This is a genomic window from Oceanibacterium hippocampi (assembly GCF_900172325.1).
In the GTDB taxonomy this organism is placed as follows: Bacteria; Pseudomonadota; Alphaproteobacteria; order Sneathiellales; family Sneathiellaceae; genus Oceanibacterium; species Oceanibacterium hippocampi.
The window spans coordinates 861,385-881,668 of sequence record NZ_FWFR01000001.1; the positions used below are offsets into that span (position 1 = coordinate 861,385).

The window sequence follows — 20,284 nt, forward strand, 5'->3', positions numbered from 1 at the left end:
GCCGGATCAGTTACCGAGCAATTTCCTGAAGCTGCCGCTCGCCTCCTCCACGGCCTTGCCGGCACCGCTCGCGATGCCGCCGGTCGCGCCGGCGACGCCCTCGACCGCCTTGCCGGCGCCGGATGCGACGCCTTCGACGGCCTTGCCCGCGCCTTCCGCGATGCCGCCCAGGTTCTTCTGCAGGTCATTCAGCGTGTCGCCGACGCCGAGCCGGTCGGTGACCCGGCCGACGGCACCGGTCAGCGCCGCCATGACCGCCTCGACCACTTCCGCCGGGCTCGCGCCGCCATCATCCCTGCCGATGTCCCTCAGATGGATTTCCGGGAGCGCGGCGCCGATCGTCCGGCCCTGCAGGATGCTGGCCGAGACATTGACCCGGCCGCCCCGGATGATCAGGTCGTCGATGATCAGCTTCGGTCCTTCGCCGTTGGCGTCGGCCGTCTCTCCGCCGCCCTTCAGGCCGGCCTTCGCCATGTAGGCGTCGACATTGCGGCGCAGGGTGTCGATGTTGTTGCCGGTCTCGCTCATCTCGTAGGTCACGTCCGGCCCGTCAACGACGATCTCGCGGATGACGATGGCATCGCCGCCGATGCTGGCGGTGTCGATGGCGAGGCTGATGCCGCCGAGGGTGAAGGCGGCGGGGGTCGAGAAGCCCTCCGGATTGCCGACCTTGAAGCCCCTGAGCGCGCCGCTGCCGCCGGGAATGTCGATCGCCACCTCGTCGAGCGTGACACGGGCGAGCGTGACCTCGGAGCCGTAGGTCTCGACCCCGTCCCTGACGAGCACATCGAGCGAGGAGAGCAGGTGGATCGCCCCGCCCGCGATGACGGCGACGAGGAGCAGCAGCACGCCCCCGCCGATCAGCAGTCCACGTTTCATGTCGTTTCCCTTATTCTTCTGTTGTCGGAATGTCGGTTCGCGGACCGGGCGCCCAGTCGGGCGCGGCGAGGGTGAAGCCCTCGAATTCGAAGGCGGGTGCCACCGTGCAGCCGACCAGGGTCCATTCGCCAAGGCTCCGGGCGGCCTGCCAGACCCCGGCGGGCACCACCGCCTGGGGCTGCTCGCCCTTGTCCAGCGCCGTCCCGAGCCGGAGCCGGCGGATGTTGATGCCGTCGCCCGAGAGCTCGAGGGCGAGCGGTGCGCCGGCATAATGGTGCCAGACCTCGGCCGCGTCGACACGGTGCCAGTGCGAGCGCTGGCCGGCCTCCAGCAGGTAGTAGATGGCCGTCGAGTGGCCACGCCCGCCGGCGTGGGCGTCCCGGAAGGTCTCGCGGAAATGGCCGCCCTCGGGATGCGGGGCGAGGCCAAGGGCGGCGATGATCCCGGCCGCCGTCACGTGGCCCTGCCGGTTGCGGAAAAGTCGTAACGTTCGCTCATCAGCGTACTATATCAGCAGAAGGCGGCCGATGAAGTGATCGCCGCCACGACGCGTACAGGATAGGATCGGCATCATGCTGCGGGCGGATGTAATCGACCTACGGAACTTCTATGACGGCAATCTCGGCCGCGTCACGCGCCGCATCCTGCAGGCCCGGGTCCGCGAGGTCTGGCCGAACGTGCGCGGGCTCAACGTTCTCGGCCTCGGCTACGCGACGCCGTTCCTGAGGGGCTTCCGCGAGGAGGCGGAGCGCGTGCTGGCGATCATGCCGGCGACCCAGGGGGTCATCCACTGGCCGCCGGAAGGGCCCTGCGCCGTCGCGCTCGCGGAAGAAATGGCGCTGCCGCTCCCCGACGCGTCGATGGACCGGGTGCTGATGGTCCATGCCCTGGAGAATACCGAGGCCGTCCGGCCGCTGTTGCGCGAGGCCTGGCGGGTGCTCGCGCCCGGCGGCCGCCTGCTCGCGATCGTGCCGAACCGGCTCGGACTGTGGAGCCGCATCGAGGGCACGCCGTTCGGACAGGGCTTTCCCTACAGCCCGCCGCAGCTCGACCGGGTGCTGCGCGAGAACATGTTCTCGCCCCGGCTCTCCTCGGCCGCGCTCTACATGCCGCCGAGCCGCTACCGCTTCATCCTGCGTTCCGTTCGGGCCTGGGAAACGGTCGGCGGGCGGCTCGCCCAGGCGCTCGGCGGCGTCCTGGTGATCGAGGCCGACAAGCAGGTCTTCGCGGTGACCGGCCCGATGAAGGCGCGGCGCCTGCGCCGGCCGGTGGTTATCGCGTCCGGTCGTCCGGCCGCGGCGGGGCGGAGTCTTCCGCCGGCGCTGACGCTGGCGCCGCCGCCGGAGGGGCAGTCGGAATAGTTGTTCCGGGTGCGAAATGGATGACCCGCTGGGGAAACGGGATCTCGATTCCCTCTTCCTTGAAGCGACGGTCGATCTCGTAGCGCAGTTCGCTCGCGATGGTCAGCCGCTGCAGCACGTCTGCCGTGTAGCAGCGCAACTCGAAGGCCAGCTCGCTCGCGCCGAAGTCCGCGAAAACCACGAACGGGGCCGGTATCCGGGCGACCAGGCGATGATCCTCGGCGCAGGAAAGCAGGACCTTCCGGACCTTCTGGACGTCGCTGCCATAGGCCACGCCGACCGCGATCTCCATCCGCCCGTACCGGTCCTTGTAGGTCCAGTTGGTGACCGCCTGCGAGATCAGGTCGGCATTCGGGATGATGATCGAGGAGCGCTGGAAGGTCTCGATCTCGGTCGCCCGGATATTGATCTCCTTCACGAAGCCCTCGACCGATCCGACCACGACCCAGTCGCCGACCTTGATCGGTCGCTCGAACAGCAAGATTATTCCGGATACGAAATTATTGACGATATTCTGCAGCCCGAAGCCGATGCCGACCGAGAGCGCGCCCGCGACCAGCGCCAGGTTAGTGAGATCGATGCCGAGCGCGGCGATGCCGAGCGCGATCGCGATGACATAGCCGAGGAAGCTGATCCCGGTGCCGACCGAGTAGCGGATTCCGTCGTTCAGACCGACGCCCTTGAGAAGGCGCTCGGTCACGGCGCGCTGGGCGATGCGGGTCAGCGCGACCGCCCCGACAAAGATTGCCAGCGCGAACAGCACGCCATAAAGCGAGATCGTGACGCCGCCGATCTGCACGCCTTCGCCGAGCCAGCGCAGCCATTCCCGGATCTTCGAAGCGGGTACGCCCCAGGCCGGCAGGACCCCGATCAGCAGGATGAAGGCCAGGACCGGATCGAGGGCAGTGCGCACGAGGGATTTAAGGCGGCTGCGGATCTCGTGTTCAAGCGCAAGGTGACGACGCGCGACGGCCGAGCGGAAGGCGACCCCGACCAGTTCGCGCAGGAGGCTCCGGAGGATCACGACACCGCCGAGCACCAGTCCGGACACGAACAGGCCACGGAGCACGAAGGCGGTGACGTTCGCATGCCCGATCAGGGCCGCGCCGACCGCGCCGGCGGCCAGCAGGAGGACCAGGGCCCGCGCGATGCCCCAGATCGTCACGCCGCCGCTCCCGGCCGCCGCGCCTGTCGCCTCGTCGCTGCCTTCGGCGGGAGCCGGCATCCTGCCACGTCGCCAGTTGTCGCGCCGGACGAGGCCGATGAGGCAGGTCAGGGCGGCCAGCGCGAGTACGGTCTTGGCGACCGCATCCAGCGACGCGCCGACGGCAATCGCGGGGGCAAGTTCCGCCACGGCGAGCGCCAGCGCGATCAGGGCGAGCAGCAGGATCGTCCAGCGGTAGATGCGCCGGCTGCCTTCCGCACCGATGTTCAGAAGCTGCCAGCGCGGTCGCCCGGGCGACAGGATGGTCATCGCAACCGCGCGCGCGGTGAAGAAATAGAACAGCGCGAGCGCCACCGCCTTGACGAGATCCCGTGTCAGGCCGGTGATCGGCGAATCCGGGATATCGACGCGGAAATAGACCCCCGCGGTGATCGCCGCCGGTATCAGCCCATACGCGACCGCTCCGAGCAGGGCGACGACGAAACGCTCCCGGTAGGCCGGTTCGGCCGAGGTGGAGCGCTGCTCGAAACGCCGCAGCAGGCGCAGGCGGATATACATCGCGCCGAGGATCAGCGCGATCACCACCAGGAGCGTCCGCAGGAAGCGGAGCGCAACGTCGTCCCTATCGGCAAGGTCGGCGAACCACGCCGTGCCATGGACCGACAGTCGGGTCGTGATCGCCGCTGCGTTTGCCGCCGCGGCGCGCAGGGTCGAGGGCTCGAAGGGCAGGGGCGTCTGCTCTTCGAGATGATCGACAAGGCGCTGGCTGACAAGGCTGTTGAGATCGTCACGAACGCCGGCGACCTGCGCGTTCAGCAGTTCGGCCTGCGATTTCCTGGCATTGATGGCGGACAGTTCGTTCTGCAGGCGGGCGCGTTCGCTGGCTACCGCTTCGGATTCCGAGGGCTCGCCCTCCTTTGGCGCCGGACCCAGTGAATTCAGCAGCGTTTCGAGCGCCCGGCGTTTCTCCGCGATGCCCTCGACCACGGTGCCGATCTCGCCTTCGATCGTGTCGAGATCGGCATGCATCGACTTCGCCGTCTGCGCGTCGACCAGGCCCAGTCGTGCCTTGTCCTGGATGAGCTCCAGGGTCTGCTGCCAGGTTTCGAGCTGTTTCTGGAACGAGTCGGGCGCCGCCGCGGCGGCGCCGTGCAGGGCGAGCAGAAGGACCAGGAGGCCGAGAGCCGAAAGCAGCCGCAGGCTCGCCGCGTTCACGATCGACCGTTCATGGCGGTCCCTGCCCGGCATTGCTTTTATCGATCACCCCGGCTCAGCAGGAAGACGCCGGTGGCGCCGAAAAGATTGGCGACCCGACCGGTTCCGAGATGCCGCAGCGGCTTTCCGGTCTGGCCGGTGATGATGCTCTGCTCGATGGTGATGCCGAGATCGCGACAGAGCAGGACGAAATCGAGGATCGTGCAGAAGTGGATGTTCGGGGTCTCGTACCAGGCCGCGTCGAGGGCGTCGGTCATCGGCATCCGGCCGCGCAGCAGGAGGTCGAGACGAACCTTCCAGAAGCCGAAATTGGGGAACGAAACGATCGCCCGGCGCCCGACCCGGAGCAGTTCGTTCAGCACGGTGCGCGGCTGCCGCATCGCCTGCAGGGTCTGGCTGAGGATCGCATAGTCGAAACTGTCGGCCGGGTAGTCGACGAGATCGGTATCGGCGTCGCCCTGGATCACCGAGAGGCCGCGGCTGACGCAGGAGTTCACGCCCGCCTGGCTGATCTCGATGCCACGGGCATCGACATTGCTGTGGCGTGCGAGAAACGCGAGCAGGGAGCCGTCGTCGCAGCCGACATCGAGCACCCGGCTGTTCGCCGCGACCATCTCGGCGATGAGCAGCAGGTCGTCGCGGATCTCGATGTTCCGGCCGAGGCCGATGTCGATCGTGGCCATGCGGCGCTCCTCAGAGGATGCCCCGGCGTACCGCCGAGGCCTCGAGGAATCCGCCGATGGTGGCGAACATTTCCGGTTCGTCGAGCAGGAAGGCGTCATGTCCCTTGTCGGTCTGGATCTCGACGAAACTCACGTTCGCGGCCGAGGCGTTGAGGGCGCGGACGACGTCGCGGGCCTCGGTGGTCGGGAACAGCCAGTCGGAGGAAAAGGAAACGACGCAGAAGCGCGTCCGGCTGTTGGCGAAGGCCCGGGCGAGCACCCCGCCATGCTCGGCCGCGAGGTCGAAATAGTCCATGGCGCGGGTGATGTAGAGATAGGAATTGGCGTCGAAGCGGTCGACGAAGGTGATCCCCTGGTGGCGCAGGTAGCTCTCGACCTGGAAATCCGCATCGAAGCCGTAGGTCAGGCGTTCGCGGTTCTGCAGGTTGCGCCCGAACTTGCGGTGCAGCGCAGTCTCCGACAGATAGGTGACATGCGCCGCCATGCGGGCGACCGCCAGTCCGGCGCGGGGAGTTTCGCCGCTCTCGTAATAGTCGCCGCCACGCCACTGCGGATCGGCCATGATTGCCTGGCGGCCGACTTCGTGAAAGGCGATGTTCTGCGCCGAATGGCGCGCCGCGCAGGCGATCGGGACCGCGTTGGCGACCCGCTCGGGATAGGCGGCGGCCCATTGCAGTACCTGCATGCCGCCCATGGAGCCACCGATCACGCAGAACAGCTCGTCGATCCCCAGGTGATCGATCAGCAGCGATTGCGCGCGGACCATGTCGCCGATGGTGATGACAGGGAAGCCAAGGCCCCAGGGCCTGCCGGTCTCCGGATCGATTTCCTGCGGCCCGGCGGTCCCCATGCAGCCGCCGAGCACGTTGGCGCAGATGACGAAATACCGGTCCGTGTCGAGCACCTTGCCGGGCCCGACCATGCGGCCCCACCAGCCTGGCTTGCCGGTCACCGGATGGTCGCTCGCGACATACTGGTCACCGGTCAGCGCATGGCAGATCAGGACGGCGTTCGACTTTGCCTCGTTGAGCGTGCCATAGGTCATGTAGGACATGGCGAACGGCCCGATCTCGGTGCCGGAATCGAGGCGCAGCGGCGTCTTTTCCGCAAGCGTAACCGTGGAGCCCTCCCGTGCCGGAACGGCCCGCTTCATGTCCAGCCGTTCACGCATGGTCGTCCAACAAGGCTTGCAGTCGGGCAAAGTGTCGAATGGCCTGAATAGCTAAGTTGCAGGGCCTTCGGCGTCAACGTTTTCTTTGATTTTGCCCGGTCATCTCACTACAACTATCGGCCTTGTCACGAGGGGCCCGGATAGGCGTGTGTTGAACGATTCCGAAGGCAGTACAGGCGCGCTCGAAACGCTGCGCGCCGAGATCGACCGCATCGACGACCAGCTGCTGACACTCATTCAGCAACGGGTCGCCTGCGTCAACGACATCGCGCGCGCGAAACAGGCGAACGGCGGCCGGCCGGGCATTCGCCCGGGCCGCGAGGCGATGATCCTGCGCCGCCTCCTGGCCGGCTACGACAACGCCCTGCCGGTCCAGGTCGTGGTGCGGATCTGGCGCGAACTGATTTCCGCCTTCTGCCGTTTCCAGAGCCCTTACTCGGTCGCGGTCGTCGCGCCGGAGAAGTCGGTCGGCTACTGGGACCTGGCGCGCTCCCATTACGGAACCGCGACGCCGACCTCGCTGCATCGCTCGCAGCATGTCGTCCTGAGCACCGTCTCGGCCGATTCTGACGTCGTCGGGATCCTGCCCTGGCCGTGCCCGGAAGGCGATGAGGAACCCTGGTGGATCCAGCTCGTCGCCGGCGGCGAACGGACCCCGCAGATCATCGCCAAGCTGCCCTTCCTCGAACCCGGCGGTGGCCGCTTCGAGGATCTGAGCGCGATGGCGGTCGCCAATGTCGATCCCGAACCGTCCGGCGACGACATCACGCTGGCCGTCGCTGTGACCCGCGAGCAGGTCAGCCGGGCCCGCTTCAACACCGAGATCGAACGAGCCGGAATTCCCGGGCATTGCATCGATTCGCGCCAGGCTCGCTCGGGCGGCGACTGGATGCAGCTCATCGAAATCGACGGTTTCGTCGAACGCGGCGATCCACGCCTCGAGGCGCTCCAGGCCGCCGAAGGGGCCGACATCGAGCGCATCGTCGTGCTCGGCGCTTACGCCAAGCCGCTTCACTAGAGATCCGATCAGGCGACATTCCTCACCCGGGAGATTGAGTTGAGCTTGCCCGAACCGCAGCCAGGCATCATGGCGATCAAACCCTATCGTGGCGGCGCCCACAGCGCCGAGGGTGTCGAGCGGGTGATCACGCTGTCGGCGAACGAGTCGCCGCTCGGGCCGAGTCCCAAGGCGGTCGCGGCGGTTCGCGCCATGGCCGATCATGCCCATCGCTATCCGGACGGCGGCGCCACGGCGCTCCGCGAGGCGCTGGCCGCACACTACGGGCTCGAGGCCGATCGCATCATCTGCTCGAACGGCTCCGACGAGCTGATTTCGCTGCTCTGCGCCGCCTATGTCGGGCCGGGCGACGAGATCGTCATGAGCCGGCATGGCTTCCTGATGTATCCGATCGCCGCGACCGTCTGCGGCGGCAAGGTGGTGATGGCGCCGGAGAACGAGCTCACCGCCAATGTCGATGCGCTGATCGCCGCGGTGAGCGACAGGACGCGGATCTGTTTTCTCGCGAACCCGAACAACCCGACCGGGACGATGCTGCCGAGCGACGAGGTCGCGCGGCTGCGTGACGGCCTGCCCGAGCGTGTCCTGCTGGTGATCGACGCGGCCTATGCCGAATATGTCACGCGGAACGATTACAGCGCCGGCATGGATCTGGTTGCCCGTCATGACAACGTGATCATGACGCGGACCTTCTCGAAGATCTACGGGCTGGCCGGGCTCAGGATCGGCTGGGCCTACGGCGCACCGGGCGTGATCGAGGTGCTGCACCGGGTCCGTGGGCCGTTCAACACCAATGCGGTTGCCCAGGCCGCGGCCATCGCGGCGCTCGCCGATGTTGCCCATGTCGACGCGGCCCGGAGCCACAACGATATCTGGCGACCTTGGCTGGAACGGGAATTCCGTGCCCTCGGCCTGGAGGTCACGCCGAGTGTCGGCAATTTCCTGCTTGTCCATTTCCCGGGCGGTGACAAGGGCGCGCAGGCGGCCGACGCCTTCCTGGTCAAGCGCGGCATCCTGCTTCGCGACATGCAGGCATACGGTTTCGATCATGCGCTTCGCGTGACCGTCGGGCTCGAGGAGGAGAACCGGGCCCTGGTCGCCGCCCTCGCCGATTTCCTCGGCGCGAAGGGCTAGGGGATGGCCGGAAAACCGATCGTCGGGCGGCTGGCACTGATCGGCATCGGCCTGATCGGCTCGTCGCTGGCCCGTGCGGTGAAGCGTGGCGGCCTGGCGGGCGAGATTGTCTGCACCGCGCGCAGCGCCCGGTCGCGCGAGACGGCGCTGCGCCTCGGCATCGTGGATCGGGTCGAAAGCGACCCGGCCGCCGCGGTCGCCGGCGCCGATCTGGTCGTTCTCTGCACGCCGCTGCAAAGCTACGAGGCAATCACGAAGAGTATCGCCGGGGCGCTCGCGCCGGGCGCGATCCTCAGCGATGTGGGCTCGGTCAAGCAGCATGTCCTCGACAGCCTGGGGCCGCTGCTCCCCGAGGGCGTCCATCTCGTGCCGGGCCATCCGATCGCCGGCACCGAGGAATCCGGACCCGAAGCCGGCTTCGCCGAGCTGTTCGACAATCGCTGGTGCGTGCTGACGCCGGCCGAGGATTGCGCGCCCGAGGCGTTGGCGAAGGTCAGCGCGCTGTGGGAGGCGGTCGGCAGCCGGGTCGAGGTGATGGATGCTCGGCATCACGACCGGGCCCTGGCGCTGACCAGCCATCTGCCGCATCTGATCGCCTACAACATCGTCGGCACCGCGAGCGACCTCGAAGCCGTGACCGCGCAGGAAGTGATCAAGTATTCCGCCGGCGGGTTCCGCGACTTCACCCGCATCGCGGCCTCGGATCCGACGATGTGGCGCGACGTCTTCCTGACCAACCGCGAGGCGGTGCTGGAAGTCCTGTCCCGCTTCACCGAGGATCTCTTCGCCCTGCAACGGGCGATCCGCTGGGGCGACGGCGACGCGCTGTTCGACCTGTTCACGCGGACCCGGGCGATCCGCCGGCAGATCGTCGAGGCCGGCCAGGAAACCGCGGCACCGGACTTCGGCCGCCCGCATGGCGACGGCGGCGCCGACGAATAACCGCGAATTGCGGGTCGGCTGCGACCGCGGCTGTGATCCCGTTCACCGCGCCGCCCGCGCCCGCGTATCAGTTCTGGTGAAAGGCCCGTCCGGCCGTGCCGGGCGGTCCCCCATTCCGTAGCGTCCCGTTTTCCCGTCATCAACCGACGGCGCCCGCGGTGCCCGATCCCGACTGCGCGACCGAAGGGTCGACCGTTGCGCCGATCGCCGGAAACTGGAAGGATTCACACGATGGAAGACCAGCGTGGACTGCGTTTCTCCTCGGGCAGCGCGGGCAGCCGCGATGCCTACGAGGCGGCTCTGAGGGCCTTCAACGTCTATCGCGGCGATCCCGTCGCCATCATCGACAAGGCACTCGCCGAGGATCCGGACTTCGCGATGGGCCATGTCCTGCGGGCCGAGGTCCATGTCTCGATGTGGGAGCGTGGCGTGCTGCCCGAGATCGAGGCCAGCCTCGCCCGGCTCGAGGAACTCGGCAACCGTTTGAACGAGCGCGAGCGGATGCATGCCGGCGCGATCCGGCAATGGGCCGCCGGCGACTGGAACGGCATGCGCGACCGGCTCGACCGGCTTTCCGCCGAGTATCCGCGCGATCTGCTGGCGCTGCAGATCGGCCATCTGGCGGATTTCTTTCACGGCGACCGCCACAACCTGCAGGGCCGGGTCGCGCGGGCCCTGCCGGCCTGGAACCGTGACGACCCGGGTTACGGCATCCTGCTCGGCATGCGCGCCTTCGGTCTCGAGGAGAACGGCGACTATGCCGTGGCCGAGGAAACCGGCCGACATGCCCTCGCCCTGGATGGCGACGATTGCTGGGCACAGCACGCGGTCGCCCATGTCCTCGAGATGCAGGGCCGGCAGGCCGAAGGCGCGGCCTTCATGGAAAGTCGGACGGCGCACTGGGCCCAGGACGACAACGGCTTCGCCTTCCACAACTGGTGGCACACGGCGCTCTATCATCTTGACCAGGACCATGTCGGGCGGGTGCTCGAGATCTACGACCAGGGCGTCCGGCCGGAACCCAGCGACATCCACCTGATGCTGCTCGATGCCGCCGCGCTGCTCTGGCGACTGCATCTTCGCGGGATCGATGTCGGCGGACGCTGGCAGGAACTCGCCGATGCCTACGAGCGGACAGGCGACGACGGCTTCTATGTCTTCAACGATCTGCACCGCATGATGGCCCTTGTCGCGACCGGGCGGAACGACGCGGCGCAGCGCCTGCTCGACGCGGTCACCCGTGCGGCGGGCGAGGCCGGTACCAATGCCCGCATGGTCCGGGACGCCGGTCACGCGGTCGTCGCCGCCATCGAGGCATTCGGCCGAGAACGCTATGGCGATGCGGTCGACCTGCTGATGCCGGTTCGCTACAGGGCCTATGTCTTCGGCGGCAGCAACGCGCAGCGGGACATCCTCCACAGGACCCTGATCGAGGCCGCGCTCCGTGCCGGCGACAGGCCGCTCGCCATCGCGCTGGCGAACGAGCGAACCGTCGGAAGGCCGCATTGCCCGTTCAGCCGGTCGCTTGCGGCGCGGGCGGTGGCGCTGCACTGACGGCCGGACCATTGCGGGGCCGGGGCGGGCTCGCTCCGGCCCCGCCGACGATTCGGCCGCGCCGCCGGCTTCCCCTGATCCGCGGTCCGGCGACCCCGGCGCAGGCGGCCTTTACGCCTCATATTTGATTCTGCTCATTGACAGAGCCCCGGCGCATCACAATCCTGAACGGCGAGGCCGACCCGCCGCGCATTCCTGCGAGGGCGGAGAAAGGGAGGCTTATCATGGCAAATGACAAGGCGAAGACCGCGACCGGTGCGATCGAGGAAATGTTCCCGTTCGCGGCCAACATGACGGCGGCGTTTCCGGGCAACGAAGGGGCCATAAAGGCCTGGGTCGAGATGAACCGCACGATCGCGCAAGGCATGTACAAATTCTCCGAAGAGACGACACGCTTCATGGCCCAGCGGATGGAGGACGATCTCGAGCGTCAGCAGGAGATCATGGCCTGCAAGTCGCCCGAGGAGTTCTGGAAGGCCTACAAGGCCTTTGCCGACAAGGCGGCTGAGGACTACTCGCACGAAGCGGAGAAGATCCTGTCGCTGGCCACCGAGATGCAGACCGCCTGCGCGCATTTCGGCGACAATCTGCGCGACAAGAAGGGCTGATCGCCGGAAGGGTGGCGTCGCTCAGAAGAGCGGCCGCACCTTGAGCAGTTTCGCCGGGCCGAGATAGACCCGCCCGTCCGTGGCGCTCAGCGGCGCCGTCAGGGTCGGTCGCCCGTCGACCGTCGGCTTGGCAAGCAGCGCCAGCGCGATCTTGATCAGATTGGCGTCCTTGTTCCTGACGGTGCCGGTCTGGACGAGCGCATCGACGGCTTCGTTGAAGCCGGCGATCCGGGTTGTCAGCGTTCCGGCGGGCCGGCGTTCGTCGTCGAGCGTGAGCGTTCCCTCGGCCTGCAGGTCGAGATCGCCCCAGATCGCGGCGAAACGCCCGACCTCGATCCGGCCGCCACCGTCGCGCCAGGCGAGCAGCGACTTGCGCCAGGAACGGTCGGCGCGCAGGGGGCCGGTGACGAGGCTCTCGACGGCGACTTCCTGAACGACAGGTCCGAACGGCAGCGGTTTTCCGACGTCCGGCAGTTTCAGCGTCTCGGCCGAGAGCGCGACGTTGTAGCTGCCGGCCGGCAGGCCCGCCTCATCGCCGTGGTTGGCGCGCACGAAGAGGCGCGCCCGGGCCGCGTCGAGCGGCGGTCCGTCCGACGGGCGCCAGGACGGCGCGGTCATGTCGAGGGCGAAACGAAGCGGCTGGCCGGCGCCGTCGAGCACCAGGCTGAAGCGGTTCGTCTCGCTCGCGAGCATCGCCGTGTGCTGTTTCCCACCGTCGCTCCAGGCGATGTCCTGGCGGCCCTCGACGCTGCCGATCACGTGATTGAGCTTCCACGGCTGGACGATCGCCCAGACCCTCTCGGCCCGCCATTCGCCGCTCTCCTTGCCGCGCGACACGACCGCCTGCGGATTCACGACGTCGATGCGGATGCGGTAGGGGAAGCCGCTTCGTTCGATGCGGTCGAAGGCGATGTCATGGCCCTTGTCGCGCTGGGCGGCGGCCCAGCCTATGACGCCGTCGAGCAGGCGGTCGCTCAGCCAGTACCAGTATCCGGTATAGCCGCCGAGAACCGTGACGATCGCCAGGATTGCGAGAATGAGGCGCATGGTTCCGTTCCGAGAAGAGTGCTGGCGCTCGCGCGAAGCACTTTATATAGAGGTTCGACCGGAGCCGGTCGAGGCGGGTCGGCGCTACCTGTGGGGCAGTAACGAGCATGAACGCTGGCGAGAAGGAAAGCGGCGCCCTGCAGGGGCTTTGGCTCGCGGCCATGCCGGGCGTCTTCGTGCTGCTCTGGAGCACCGGCTTCATCGGCGCCAAGCTTGGCCTGCCCTATGCCGAGCCGCTGACGTTCCTGTCCTACCGGTTCGCCATCGTCGGCGTGACACTGGTCGTCTTCTCGCTGCTCACGGGGGCGTCCTGGCCGCGCCGGGGCATCGACTGGCTGCATATCGCCTTCGTCGGGCTGATGATGCACGGCATCTATCTGGGCGGAGTCTTCTCGTCGATCCACCTGGGTGTCCCGGCCGGGGTCTCGGCGCTTATCGTCGGCATCCAGCCGCTGCTGGTCGCCGCCGCCGCCGGGCCGGTGCTGCGCGAGCGGGTGACCGCCCGGCAATGGGCGGGACTGGTGCTCGGCCTTGGCGGCGTCATGCTGGTGGTCGAGCAGAAGCTCGCGGTCGGCGAGGGCACGCCCTTCGCCGTCTCGCTGTCGATCTTCGCCCTGGTCGGGATCACCGTCGGCACGCTCTACCAGAAGCGCTTCTGCTCGCACATGAACCTGCGCACCGGCAACGCGATCCAGTTCACCGCCGCCGGCGCCGCGGTCTGGCTGATCTCGCTGCTGACCGAGACCGGCGAGGTGGTCTGGTCCGGCGAGTTCGTCTTCGCGCTCGGCTGGCTGGTCGTGGTGCTTTCCTTCGGGGCGATGACGCTGCTTTACATCCTGATCCGCCGGGGCGCGGCGGCGCGGGTCTCCAGCCTGTTCTTCCTGGTGCCGCCCTCGACGGCCGTCATCGCCTTCTTCCTGTTCGGCGAGCAGCTCGGCTGGATCGCGCTGTTCGGGATGGCGCTCACCATGGTCGGGGTCGCGATGGTCAACCTGCGGCCTGCCAAGCCGGCGGTGCGGGCCTGATGGCCGTGACGCCGCGCCCGCTGCTGGAACCCGACCTGCCGCCGGTCGATTACCCGCTGCCCGATTTCCGGCCCGGCGAGGATCTATGGGTGTTCGGCTACGGCTCGCTGATGTGGCGGCCCGGCTTCGACCATCTGGGCATCGAGCCGGCGCTTCTGCGCGGCTACCACCGGGCCTTCTGCGTGCGCTCGGTGGTCCATCGCGGTACCCGCGCGCGCCCGGGCCTCGTTCTTGGCCTCGACAACGGCGGGGCCTGCCGGGGCCGGGCGATCCGCGTGGCCGCGCCCGACCGGGAATATGTCGTCGATTACCTCTATCGCCGGGAAATGGTGACCAGCGTCTACCGGCCGCGCATTGTCCGGGTCCGCCTGACCGCGCGCGACGAAACGGTCCCGGCGCTGGCCTTCGTGGTCGACCGGCGGCACGAGCAATATTGCGGCAAGCTGGCGCTCGACGAGGCGGCGGCCGTCATCGCCGCGGCCAGCGGGCGCGGTGGTCCGAACGTGGAGTACCTGCGCTCGACCATCACCCATCTCGACGAGCTTGGCATTGCCGAGGGGCCGTTGCACCGGATACTGGCGCTCGCCGAGACGGCGAAAGGTTAGCCTCGGTGCTTGCGGCTCAGCCGCATTTCGAATAGCCGCAGGACGTGCAGGTATCGCAATTCTCGAGCCGGAGCATCGCCGGCTCGCCGCAGCGCGGGCAGGAGCGGAAGGCCGTCGTGCCGCCGGGGCCGGCGGTGCCCGCGACGGCCATCTTCTTCGCCGACGGCTCGTCGCCGGATGCCTTGCGGTCGACCATGAAGCCGATTTCCACCAGATGCTGTTCGATCACCCCGCCGATCGCCGCCAGGATCGAGGGCACGTAGCGCCCGTCCATCCACTGGCCGCCGCGCGGGTCGAAGACCGCCTTCAACTCCTCGACCACGAAGGAGACGTCGCCGGCCCGGCGGAAGACGGCCGAGATCATCCGGGTCAGCGCCACGGTCCAGGCGTAATGCTCCATGTTCTTCGAGTTGATGAAGATCTCGAAGGGCCGCCGCCGGCCGTCCTTGATGACGTCGTTGATGGTGATGTAGATCGCGTGGTCGCTGTCCGCCCACTTGATCTTGTAGGTCTGGCCCGGCAGCACGCCCGGGCGATCGAGCGGCTGGGTCATGTAGACGACTCCGCCGGCCTCGTAGGCGTCGCCCGGCAGGGCCGGATCGACGGCGGTCTCCGCCGAGGCCTCGTGGCGGTCCGGCCCCTCCGAATCCTGCGCCGGGCGGGTCGCAAGCACGGCGCCGGTGATCGCGTTCGGGCGATAGGTCGTGCAGCCCTTGCAGTCGCTTTCGTAGGCCAGCCGGTAGATGTCCTTGAAATGCTCGAAGGAGATCGCTTCGGGGCAGTTGATGGTCTTCGAGATCGAGCTGTCGACGTATTTCTGCACCGCCGCCTGGACCCGGATATGGTCTTCGGGCCGGAGCGCCTGGGCATCCACGAAATAGTCCGGCAACGGCGCGTCCGGGCCCTTGATCGCGCGGAAGCGGCGGAGTGCGTAGTCGGTCACCTCCTCGGTCTTGCGGCTGCCGTCCGGCATCAGCACGGTGCGGTCGTAGGTGAAGGCGAAGACCGGCTCCAGCCCGCTGGAAACGTTGTCGGCGAAGATCGAGATCGTCCCCGTCGGCGCGATCGAGGTCAGCAGCGCGTTGCGAATGCCGTGCTCGGCGATGCCGGCGCGGATGTCGTCGGGCAATTCCCGGATCGCCGGGCGGTCAAGGTAGGCGTCCTTGTCGAAGAGCGGGAAGGCACCCTTCTCCTTCGCGAGGTCGACCGAGGCCCGATAGGCGGCATCGCGGATCGCCCGCATCCATTCCTCGATGCGCCCGATCGCCGCGTCGCTGCCATAGCGGATGCCGGCGAAGATCAGCGCGTCGGCGAGCCCGCTGACGCCGAGCCCGATGCGCCGCTTGGCGCGCGCCTCCTTGGCCTGGGCCTCGAGCGGGAAGCCCGACACGTCGACCACGTTGTCCATCATCCGGACCGCGGTCGCAACCAGCTTGTCGAGCGCCGCGCGGTCGACGTCGGCGCCGTCGGTGAACGGCTCCGCAATCAGGCGGGCCAGGTTGATCGAGCCGAGCAGGCAGGCGCCGTAGGGCGGCAACGGCTGTTCGCCGCAGGGATTGGTCGCCGAGATATGCTCGCAATAGCCGAGGTTGTTGCGCGCGTTGACCCGGTCGATGAAGATCACGCCGGGCTCGGCGTAGGCATAGGTCGCGCGCATGATCTCGTCCCACAGCGCGCGTGCCGGCACCGTCTGGTAAACCTTGCCGTCGAAGCGCAGGTCCCAGGATCCGTCCGCCTCGACCGCCGCCATGAAGCCGTCGGTGACGAGCACCGACAGGTTGAACATGCGGAGCCGGCCGGGGTCCTTTTTCGCGGTGATGAAGTCCTGGATGTCCGGATGGTCGCAGGCCATCGTCGCCATCATCGCGCCCCGGCGGTGGCCGGCGCTCATGATGGTGCGGCACATCGCGTCCCAGACATCCATGAAGGTGAGCGGACCGGAGGCGTCCGCCCCCACGCCCTTTACAAGCGCGCCCTTCGGCCGGAGCGTCGAGAAGTCGTAGCCAATTCCACCGCCCTGCTGCATGGTCAGCGCGGCCTCGCGGAGATGCCCGAAAATCCCGCTCATGTCGTCGGGCACGGTGCCCATGACGAAGCAGTTGAACAGCGTCACCTTGCGACCGGTGCCGGCGCCGGCGAGGATCCGCCCGGCCGGCAGGAAGCGGTAGTCGTCGAGGGCCTCGCGGAACCGCGCCTGCCAGGCCGCGGGGTTCTTCTCGGGCACGGCCAGTGCCGTGGCGACGCGATCCCAGGTCGCCTCGACGGTCGCATCGACGACATCGCCGTCGGTTCGCTTGAAGCGGTACTTCATGTCCCAGATCTGGCGGGAGATCGCGGCTGTGCTGGGCATTCTCATCCTCGATCGCGGGCCCGTTGCGGGCCTGGGCCATCAAGATAGGGCGCGGGCGCGCAGCCGACAACAGTGGCGGGCGCCACGGCGTATGGATCAGTAGAAGTGGCTGTCGTTGGCCGGCGCGAGGTCGTTCTCCAGCCGGTAGATCTGTTTTCGTCCGAAGCCCCGGATCTCGTGCTCGCCACGGTCGGTCATGCGGAATTCCTGCTGGATCAGGTCATGCATCTCGCCGGTCAGCAGGATCTCCATCGGCCCGCAGAGCGGTTCCAGCCGGGCGGCCAGGTTCATGCCAGGGCCGAAGATGTCGTAGACATATTTCTGTACGCCGACGACCGAGCCGATGACCGGGCCGGAGTTGATGCCGATCCGGGCCTCCCAGTTGAATTCGCTCATCGCATTGCGGCGCTTCAGGTAGCGGATGAAGCGGAGTGCCACCCGGGCGATGTTCCGGGCATGCTCGGGATTGCTTTCCGGCATGCCGGAAACCGCGATATAGGCATCGCCGATGGTCTTCAAGCGCTCGCAACCGAACTGTTCGACGATGCGGTCGAAGGAGGTGAAGATGTCGTTCAGTTCGGCGATCAGCTTGGTCGGCTCGTGGGAGACCGCCATCTCCGTGAAGCCGACGAAATCGAGCATCAGCACCGAGGCTTCCTCGAAGCGCTGCGGCGTGGTGACGCCGAACTGCTTCCACTCCTCGTAGACCTGTTGCGGCATGATGTTCAGAAGCAGCCGCTCGACCCGTTCCTTCTCCTTGCGGAGATCGCGGTTCTGGCGCTCGATCATCTTCGAATAGGACTCGATCATGTATTCGAGTTCCTTGATCTTCGAGATGTTCTGGCATTGCACCATGATCTCGCCGCGTCCGGGGCCGACAGCCCGATGGAGCTCGATCGCCAGCGTGATGACGCGCCGCTTGGGCTTGATCTCGACTTCGATCCGATAGTCCCGGCCGGCGTCCAGTTCCGCCTCCATCGCCGCCCGGTCGAGCGTCGGCAGCACCTCGAGAAGCGTCAATTCGTTGTCGTCGGCCGTGGGGAACCATTCAATGAAGGCGACGTTGCGGACGAGAAAACGGTATTGTTCCGGCTCGACGACAGCCAGCGCCACGCCGACCGAATCCAGAAGGAGCGAACGGAATCGCTCCATATCCATGGAGATCTGCCGGGCCGGCTCGCTCACCTGTCCTGTCCGGAAATGATGGCCGGCGCACGGGCCTCGATCTCGTTCATGACCATGTCGACGTCGGCGGCTTCCAGCCTGAACTCCTGAAGTGTTTCGCGGAGCAGCCGCGACATCTCGTCGAACGAGCCGCGATCGATCGCCAGCGTCGCATGCACCCGGCGAAGCGTGTCGTCGGCATAGGCAACCGGACCGCCCATCACGGAGGCGATGAACTTCGTCTGGTGGTCGACCAATCTGCGCATGTCGATGTCGTCGAAAAACGGGCCGATGACGTCGGAATCGATGGCCTTGTCGTAGAACGCCATGATGATCTTGCTCAGGTTGGCGAAGCCGCCGTATTTCTCGAAGAGAGTTACTGCCATTCTTACCCCCGATTCACCATCAGGATAGACTGTAGATGCGAAGAATCGCAATTAGCAGTTGGACATAAATGGAATGCCGGCGCCGTCGGCGCCCTAGCCGGCCGGCCGGACTTCGAGCAGCGCCCGGCTGCGTTCCTCGATCCTTCGTTCGAGCTCGGCGGCAAAGGTCTTGCGGTCGAGCCCCGGCGGAATGGCGGGCAGGATCTCCATGACCATCGTGCCCGGCCGCTTGGCGAAGCTCCGCCGGCCCCATAACAGGCCGCTGTTCAGCGCCATCGGCACGCAGGGCAGGCCGAGCCTGGCATAGAGCGCGGCGACGCCCGGCTGATAGGGCAGTGCCGCCCCCGGCTGTCCGCGGGTGCCTTCCGGGAAGACCACGATGGGGCGGCCCTTCGCCGCCGCCGCCTCGGCCTGCCGGACCATGTCCTTCAGGGCGGAGGCGCCGGCCTTGCGGTCGACGGCGATCATCTCGGTCTTCCGGCAATACCAGCCGTAAATCGGGATCGAGAGCAGTTCCCTCTTCATTACGATGGCCGGATCGTCGAGCAGGTCGTGAAAGACCATCGTGTCGAAGGCCGACTGGTGCTTGGCGGCGAGGATGAACGGGCCGTCGGGCAGGTTCTCCCGCCCGCGGATCTCCAGGCGGATGCCGGCGAACAGCCGCATCAGGACGATGACGCCGCGCGTCCAGAGCCGCTGGCCGCGTACGATCAGCAGGCGGTCGCCGAGCAGACCCGGCAGGAAAGCCAGGTTCATGATCGCCGACCAGAGCCAGAACGCGATGTTGAAGACGAGCGAACGAAGGAAGGTCACGAGGGGGCGGGCTCCGGCAGGTTGTCGGTCAGGCGGACGCGGACCAGGCTGACGAGATACTTGTTGAACTCGCTGAACATCACGAACAGCGCGCGTGGCCGGTACCACCAGCCGCCTGGCGTCACCGCATCGCTCCGGGTTGCGAAGGGCGTGAGCGAGAGCGCCGGCATCCGGGCGCGGAACTCGAGCATGCTGCGCGGCATGTGATAGCCCGTGGTGACGACGATCAGCGAATGAAATCCGTGGCTTTCCGCCCACAGGATGGCCTCGGTCGCATTGCCGCGGGTGTGCAGGGCGATGCGTCCGAGATCGACGCAGCAATCGAGCAGCTGTTCGTCCTGCCCGGTGGCCTGGCCGAGTATCGCCTTGGTCGTCGCCGGGTTGACCCCGGAGATCAGCAGCCGCCTGCCGAGTCCCTGGCGCAGGAGGTCGAAGCCGGCAACCAGCCGGTCGCGCGTCCCGGTCAGCACCACGATGCCGTCATGCGGGACCGCGACCGTCGTGCCAGGCGTCGGCATGCCGGCGCAGAAGCCCAGGAATCCGCCGAACCAGAAGAGCAGCAGCGCGCACAGCACGACGATCAGGTCGCGCGCCTCCGGCAGGTAGAACCGACGCATCAACGGGCGGTCTCCAGGATCTGTTCGGCGGCCTCGCGGAGATCCTCGGCGACCCGGACCGGCAGCACCTCGCGTGGCAGGCCGGCCGCCTGGGTCGCGATGCCCTTGCCGGTGCGCACCAGGATACGGCCGCAGCCGACCCGCGCGGCGGCTTCCATGTCGCGCAGCGCGTCGCCGACCATGACCGTCTCCGCCGGTTGGCAGCCGAACTGCCGCATCGCCTCGATCAGCATGCCGGGCGCCGGCTTGCGCCGCTCGCTGTGGCTGCTTGGCAAATCGGTGCAGGCGAAGATGGCGTCGAGCCGGCCGCCGCCGGCCAGGATCGTCTCGCGCAGCTTGCGGTGAATTTCCTCCAGCATCGACGGGCTGACGATGCCCTTGCCAACGCAGGCCTGGTTGGTGACGACGGCAACCCGGGCGCCGGCCTCGGTCAGACGGCGCACGCCCTCGACGGCGCCGGGCAGCATCCGGAGTTCCGCCGGGCTGCGGACATAGTCCGGGCGGTCCTCGTTCAGCACCCCGTCCCGATCGAGCAGTACCAGCATCC

General features: G+C 67.5%; 20 protein-coding genes and 1 pseudogene. 9 read left to right on the forward strand and 12 right to left on the reverse strand.

Annotated features, from left to right (window positions below):
* Positions 1-6: 6 nt before the first annotated feature.
* Both OCH7691_RS03985 and OCH7691_RS03990 read right to left on the reverse strand, forming a co-directional pair.
* The gene (locus OCH7691_RS03985; protein WP_085882097.1) at positions 7-879 is read right to left on the reverse strand and encodes a hypothetical protein; all 873 of its coding nucleotides are present in this window, start codon (positions 877-879) and stop codon (positions 7-9) included.
* A 10-nt stretch (positions 880-889) separates the two neighbouring features.
* Positions 890-1,336: a cupin domain-containing protein gene (locus OCH7691_RS03990; protein ID WP_085882098.1), complete on the reverse strand. Its 447-nt coding sequence runs from the start codon at positions 1,334-1,336 to the stop codon at positions 890-892.
* Positions 1,337-1,451: 115 nt separating this feature from the next.
* Here OCH7691_RS03990 and OCH7691_RS03995 point away from each other — a divergent pair, with 115 nt between their 5' ends.
* On the forward strand, positions 1,452-2,240 hold the full coding sequence (locus OCH7691_RS03995) for a methyltransferase domain-containing protein (RefSeq protein WP_085882099.1): 789 nt from the start codon (positions 1,452-1,454) through the stop codon (positions 2,238-2,240).
* Here OCH7691_RS03995 and OCH7691_RS04000 read toward each other — a convergent pair.
* From OCH7691_RS04000 to metX, 3 genes are read right to left on the reverse strand one after another with little or no spacing between them, the layout of a single operon-like run.
* The gene (locus OCH7691_RS04000) at positions 2,152-4,653 is read right to left on the reverse strand and encodes a mechanosensitive ion channel domain-containing protein (RefSeq protein ID WP_085882100.1); all 2,502 of its coding nucleotides are present in this window, start codon (positions 4,651-4,653) and stop codon (positions 2,152-2,154) included. The genes OCH7691_RS03995 and OCH7691_RS04000 overlap by 89 nt on opposite strands.
* 5 nt (positions 4,654-4,658) lie before the next feature.
* Entirely contained in the window at positions 4,659-5,303 is a 645-nt protein-coding gene (metW, locus tag OCH7691_RS04005) for a methionine biosynthesis protein MetW (protein ID WP_085882101.1), read from the reverse strand.
* 10 nt (positions 5,304-5,313) lie between these two features.
* Positions 5,314-6,456 carry a homoserine O-acetyltransferase MetX gene (metX, locus tag OCH7691_RS04010; RefSeq protein WP_370853103.1) on the reverse strand — a complete coding sequence of 381 codons (1,143 nt, stop codon included), beginning with the start codon at positions 6,454-6,456 and terminating at the stop codon, positions 5,314-5,316.
* Between the two features lie 169 nt (positions 6,457-6,625).
* On the opposite strand from metX, the gene OCH7691_RS04015 reads away from it, so the two are divergent.
* The 5 genes from OCH7691_RS04015 to OCH7691_RS04035 all read left to right on the forward strand — a co-directional run bounded on the left by OCH7691_RS04015 (position 6,626) and on the right by OCH7691_RS04035 (position 11,730).
* On the forward strand, positions 6,626-7,492 hold the full coding sequence (locus OCH7691_RS04015) for a chorismate mutase (protein WP_176244906.1): 867 nt from the start codon (positions 6,626-6,628) through the stop codon (positions 7,490-7,492).
* Between the two features lie 39 nt (positions 7,493-7,531).
* Positions 7,532-8,626, forward strand: coding sequence for a histidinol-phosphate transaminase (gene hisC / locus OCH7691_RS04020; protein ID WP_085882104.1), 1,095 nt, complete (start codon positions 7,532-7,534; stop codon positions 8,624-8,626).
* 3 nt (positions 8,627-8,629) lie between these two features.
* Entirely contained in the window at positions 8,630-9,568 is a 939-nt protein-coding gene (locus tag OCH7691_RS04025) for a prephenate/arogenate dehydrogenase family protein (protein WP_085882105.1), read from the forward strand.
* Between the two features lie 231 nt (positions 9,569-9,799).
* Positions 9,800-11,122 (forward strand): tetratricopeptide repeat protein, encoded by a 1,323-nt coding sequence (locus OCH7691_RS04030; RefSeq protein WP_085882106.1) that lies wholly within the window; start codon positions 9,800-9,802, stop codon positions 11,120-11,122.
* 224 nt (positions 11,123-11,346) lie between these two features.
* Entirely contained in the window at positions 11,347-11,730 is a 384-nt protein-coding gene (locus OCH7691_RS04035; protein WP_085882107.1) for a phasin family protein, read from the forward strand.
* A 21-nt stretch (positions 11,731-11,751) separates the two neighbouring features.
* Here the strand turns inward: OCH7691_RS04035 and OCH7691_RS04040 are convergent, their stop codons facing one another.
* A complete protein-coding gene (locus OCH7691_RS04040) occupies positions 11,752-12,777 on the reverse strand; it encodes a DUF2125 domain-containing protein (protein ID WP_085882108.1) in 1,026 nt (341 codons plus the stop codon).
* Positions 12,778-12,938: 161 nt separating this feature from the next.
* Here OCH7691_RS04040 and OCH7691_RS23805 point away from each other — a divergent pair.
* The 3 genes and pseudogenes from OCH7691_RS23805 to OCH7691_RS04050 all read left to right on the forward strand — a co-directional run.
* Positions 12,939-13,271, forward strand: a pseudogene (locus tag OCH7691_RS23805) (EamA family transporter); the annotation flags it as partial.
* Positions 13,257-13,802 (forward strand): DMT family transporter, encoded by a 546-nt coding sequence (locus tag OCH7691_RS23810; RefSeq protein ID WP_370853104.1) that lies wholly within the window; start codon positions 13,257-13,259, stop codon positions 13,800-13,802. The pseudogene OCH7691_RS23805 and the gene OCH7691_RS23810, both read left to right, overlap by 15 nt.
* Positions 13,802-14,407, forward strand: a complete 606-nt coding sequence (locus OCH7691_RS04050) for a gamma-glutamylcyclotransferase (protein WP_085882110.1) — start codon at positions 13,802-13,804, stop codon at positions 14,405-14,407. The genes OCH7691_RS23810 and OCH7691_RS04050 overlap by 1 nt, the downstream gene beginning before the upstream one ends.
* A gap of 16 nt (positions 14,408-14,423) precedes the next feature.
* Here the strand turns inward: OCH7691_RS04050 and OCH7691_RS04055 are convergent, their stop codons facing one another.
* The 6 genes from OCH7691_RS04055 to OCH7691_RS04080 form a co-directional block, all read right to left on the reverse strand.
* Complete coding sequence (locus tag OCH7691_RS04055) at positions 14,424-16,757, reverse strand: adenosylcobalamin-dependent ribonucleoside-diphosphate reductase (protein ID WP_085882111.1); 2,334 nt, start codon at positions 16,755-16,757, stop codon at positions 14,424-14,426.
* A gap of 96 nt (positions 16,758-16,853) precedes the next feature.
* The gene (locus OCH7691_RS04060) at positions 16,854-17,942 is read right to left on the reverse strand and encodes an adenylate/guanylate cyclase domain-containing protein (protein WP_217807785.1); all 1,089 of its coding nucleotides are present in this window, start codon (positions 17,940-17,942) and stop codon (positions 16,854-16,856) included.
* Positions 17,939-18,307 carry a group I truncated hemoglobin gene (locus OCH7691_RS04065; protein ID WP_085882112.1) on the reverse strand — a complete coding sequence of 123 codons (369 nt, stop codon included), beginning with the start codon at positions 18,305-18,307 and terminating at the stop codon, positions 17,939-17,941. The genes OCH7691_RS04060 and OCH7691_RS04065 overlap by 4 nt, the downstream gene beginning before the upstream one ends.
* A 93-nt stretch (positions 18,308-18,400) precedes the next feature.
* Positions 18,401-19,120 (reverse strand): lysophospholipid acyltransferase family protein, encoded by a 720-nt coding sequence (locus OCH7691_RS04070; RefSeq protein WP_085882113.1) that lies wholly within the window; start codon positions 19,118-19,120, stop codon positions 18,401-18,403.
* Complete coding sequence (locus OCH7691_RS04075; protein WP_085882114.1) at positions 19,117-19,737, reverse strand: YdcF family protein; 621 nt, start codon at positions 19,735-19,737, stop codon at positions 19,117-19,119. The genes OCH7691_RS04070 and OCH7691_RS04075 overlap by 4 nt, the downstream gene beginning before the upstream one ends.
* Complete coding sequence (locus OCH7691_RS04080; protein ID WP_085882115.1) at positions 19,737-20,282, reverse strand: D-glycero-alpha-D-manno-heptose-1,7-bisphosphate 7-phosphatase; 546 nt, start codon at positions 20,280-20,282, stop codon at positions 19,737-19,739. The genes OCH7691_RS04075 and OCH7691_RS04080 overlap by 1 nt, the downstream gene beginning before the upstream one ends.
* Between the last annotated feature and the right edge of the window lie 2 nt (positions 20,283-20,284).

Bases quoted from the DNA above. Each gene is read 5' to 3' on its own strand.
- OCH7691_RS03985 (WP_085882097.1), bottom strand. From the start codon at position 879: ATGAAACGTGGACTGCTGATCGGCGGGGGCGTGCTGCTGCTCCTCGTC.
- OCH7691_RS03995 (WP_085882099.1), top strand. From the start codon at position 1,452: ATGCTGCGGGCGGATGTAATCGACCTACGGAACTTCTATGACGGCAAT.
- OCH7691_RS04000 (WP_085882100.1), bottom strand. From the start codon at position 4,653: ATGCCGGGCAGGGACCGCCATGAACGGTCGATCGTGAACGCGGCGAGC.
- metW (WP_085882101.1), bottom strand. From the start codon at position 5,303: ATGGCCACGATCGACATCGGCCTCGGCCGGAACATCGAGATCCGCGAC.
- metX (WP_370853103.1), bottom strand. From the start codon at position 6,456: ATGAAGCGGGCCGTTCCGGCACGGGAGGGCTCCACGGTTACGCTTGCG.
- OCH7691_RS04025 (WP_085882105.1), top strand. From the start codon at position 8,630: ATGGCCGGAAAACCGATCGTCGGGCGGCTGGCACTGATCGGCATCGGC.
- OCH7691_RS04030 (WP_085882106.1), top strand. From the start codon at position 9,800: ATGGAAGACCAGCGTGGACTGCGTTTCTCCTCGGGCAGCGCGGGCAGC.
- OCH7691_RS04035 (WP_085882107.1), top strand. From the start codon at position 11,347: ATGGCAAATGACAAGGCGAAGACCGCGACCGGTGCGATCGAGGAAATG.
- OCH7691_RS04040 (WP_085882108.1), bottom strand. From the start codon at position 12,777: ATGCGCCTCATTCTCGCAATCCTGGCGATCGTCACGGTTCTCGGCGGC.
- OCH7691_RS04050 (WP_085882110.1), top strand. From the start codon at position 13,802: ATGGCCGTGACGCCGCGCCCGCTGCTGGAACCCGACCTGCCGCCGGTC.
- OCH7691_RS04055 (WP_085882111.1), bottom strand. From the start codon at position 16,757: ATGCCCAGCACAGCCGCGATCTCCCGCCAGATCTGGGACATGAAGTAC.
- OCH7691_RS04065 (WP_085882112.1), bottom strand. From the start codon at position 18,307: ATGGCAGTAACTCTCTTCGAGAAATACGGCGGCTTCGCCAACCTGAGC.
- OCH7691_RS04075 (WP_085882114.1), bottom strand. From the start codon at position 19,737: ATGCGTCGGTTCTACCTGCCGGAGGCGCGCGACCTGATCGTCGTGCTG.
- OCH7691_RS04080 (WP_085882115.1), bottom strand. From the start codon at position 20,282: ATGCTGGTACTGCTCGATCGGGACGGGGTGCTGAACGAGGACCGCCCG.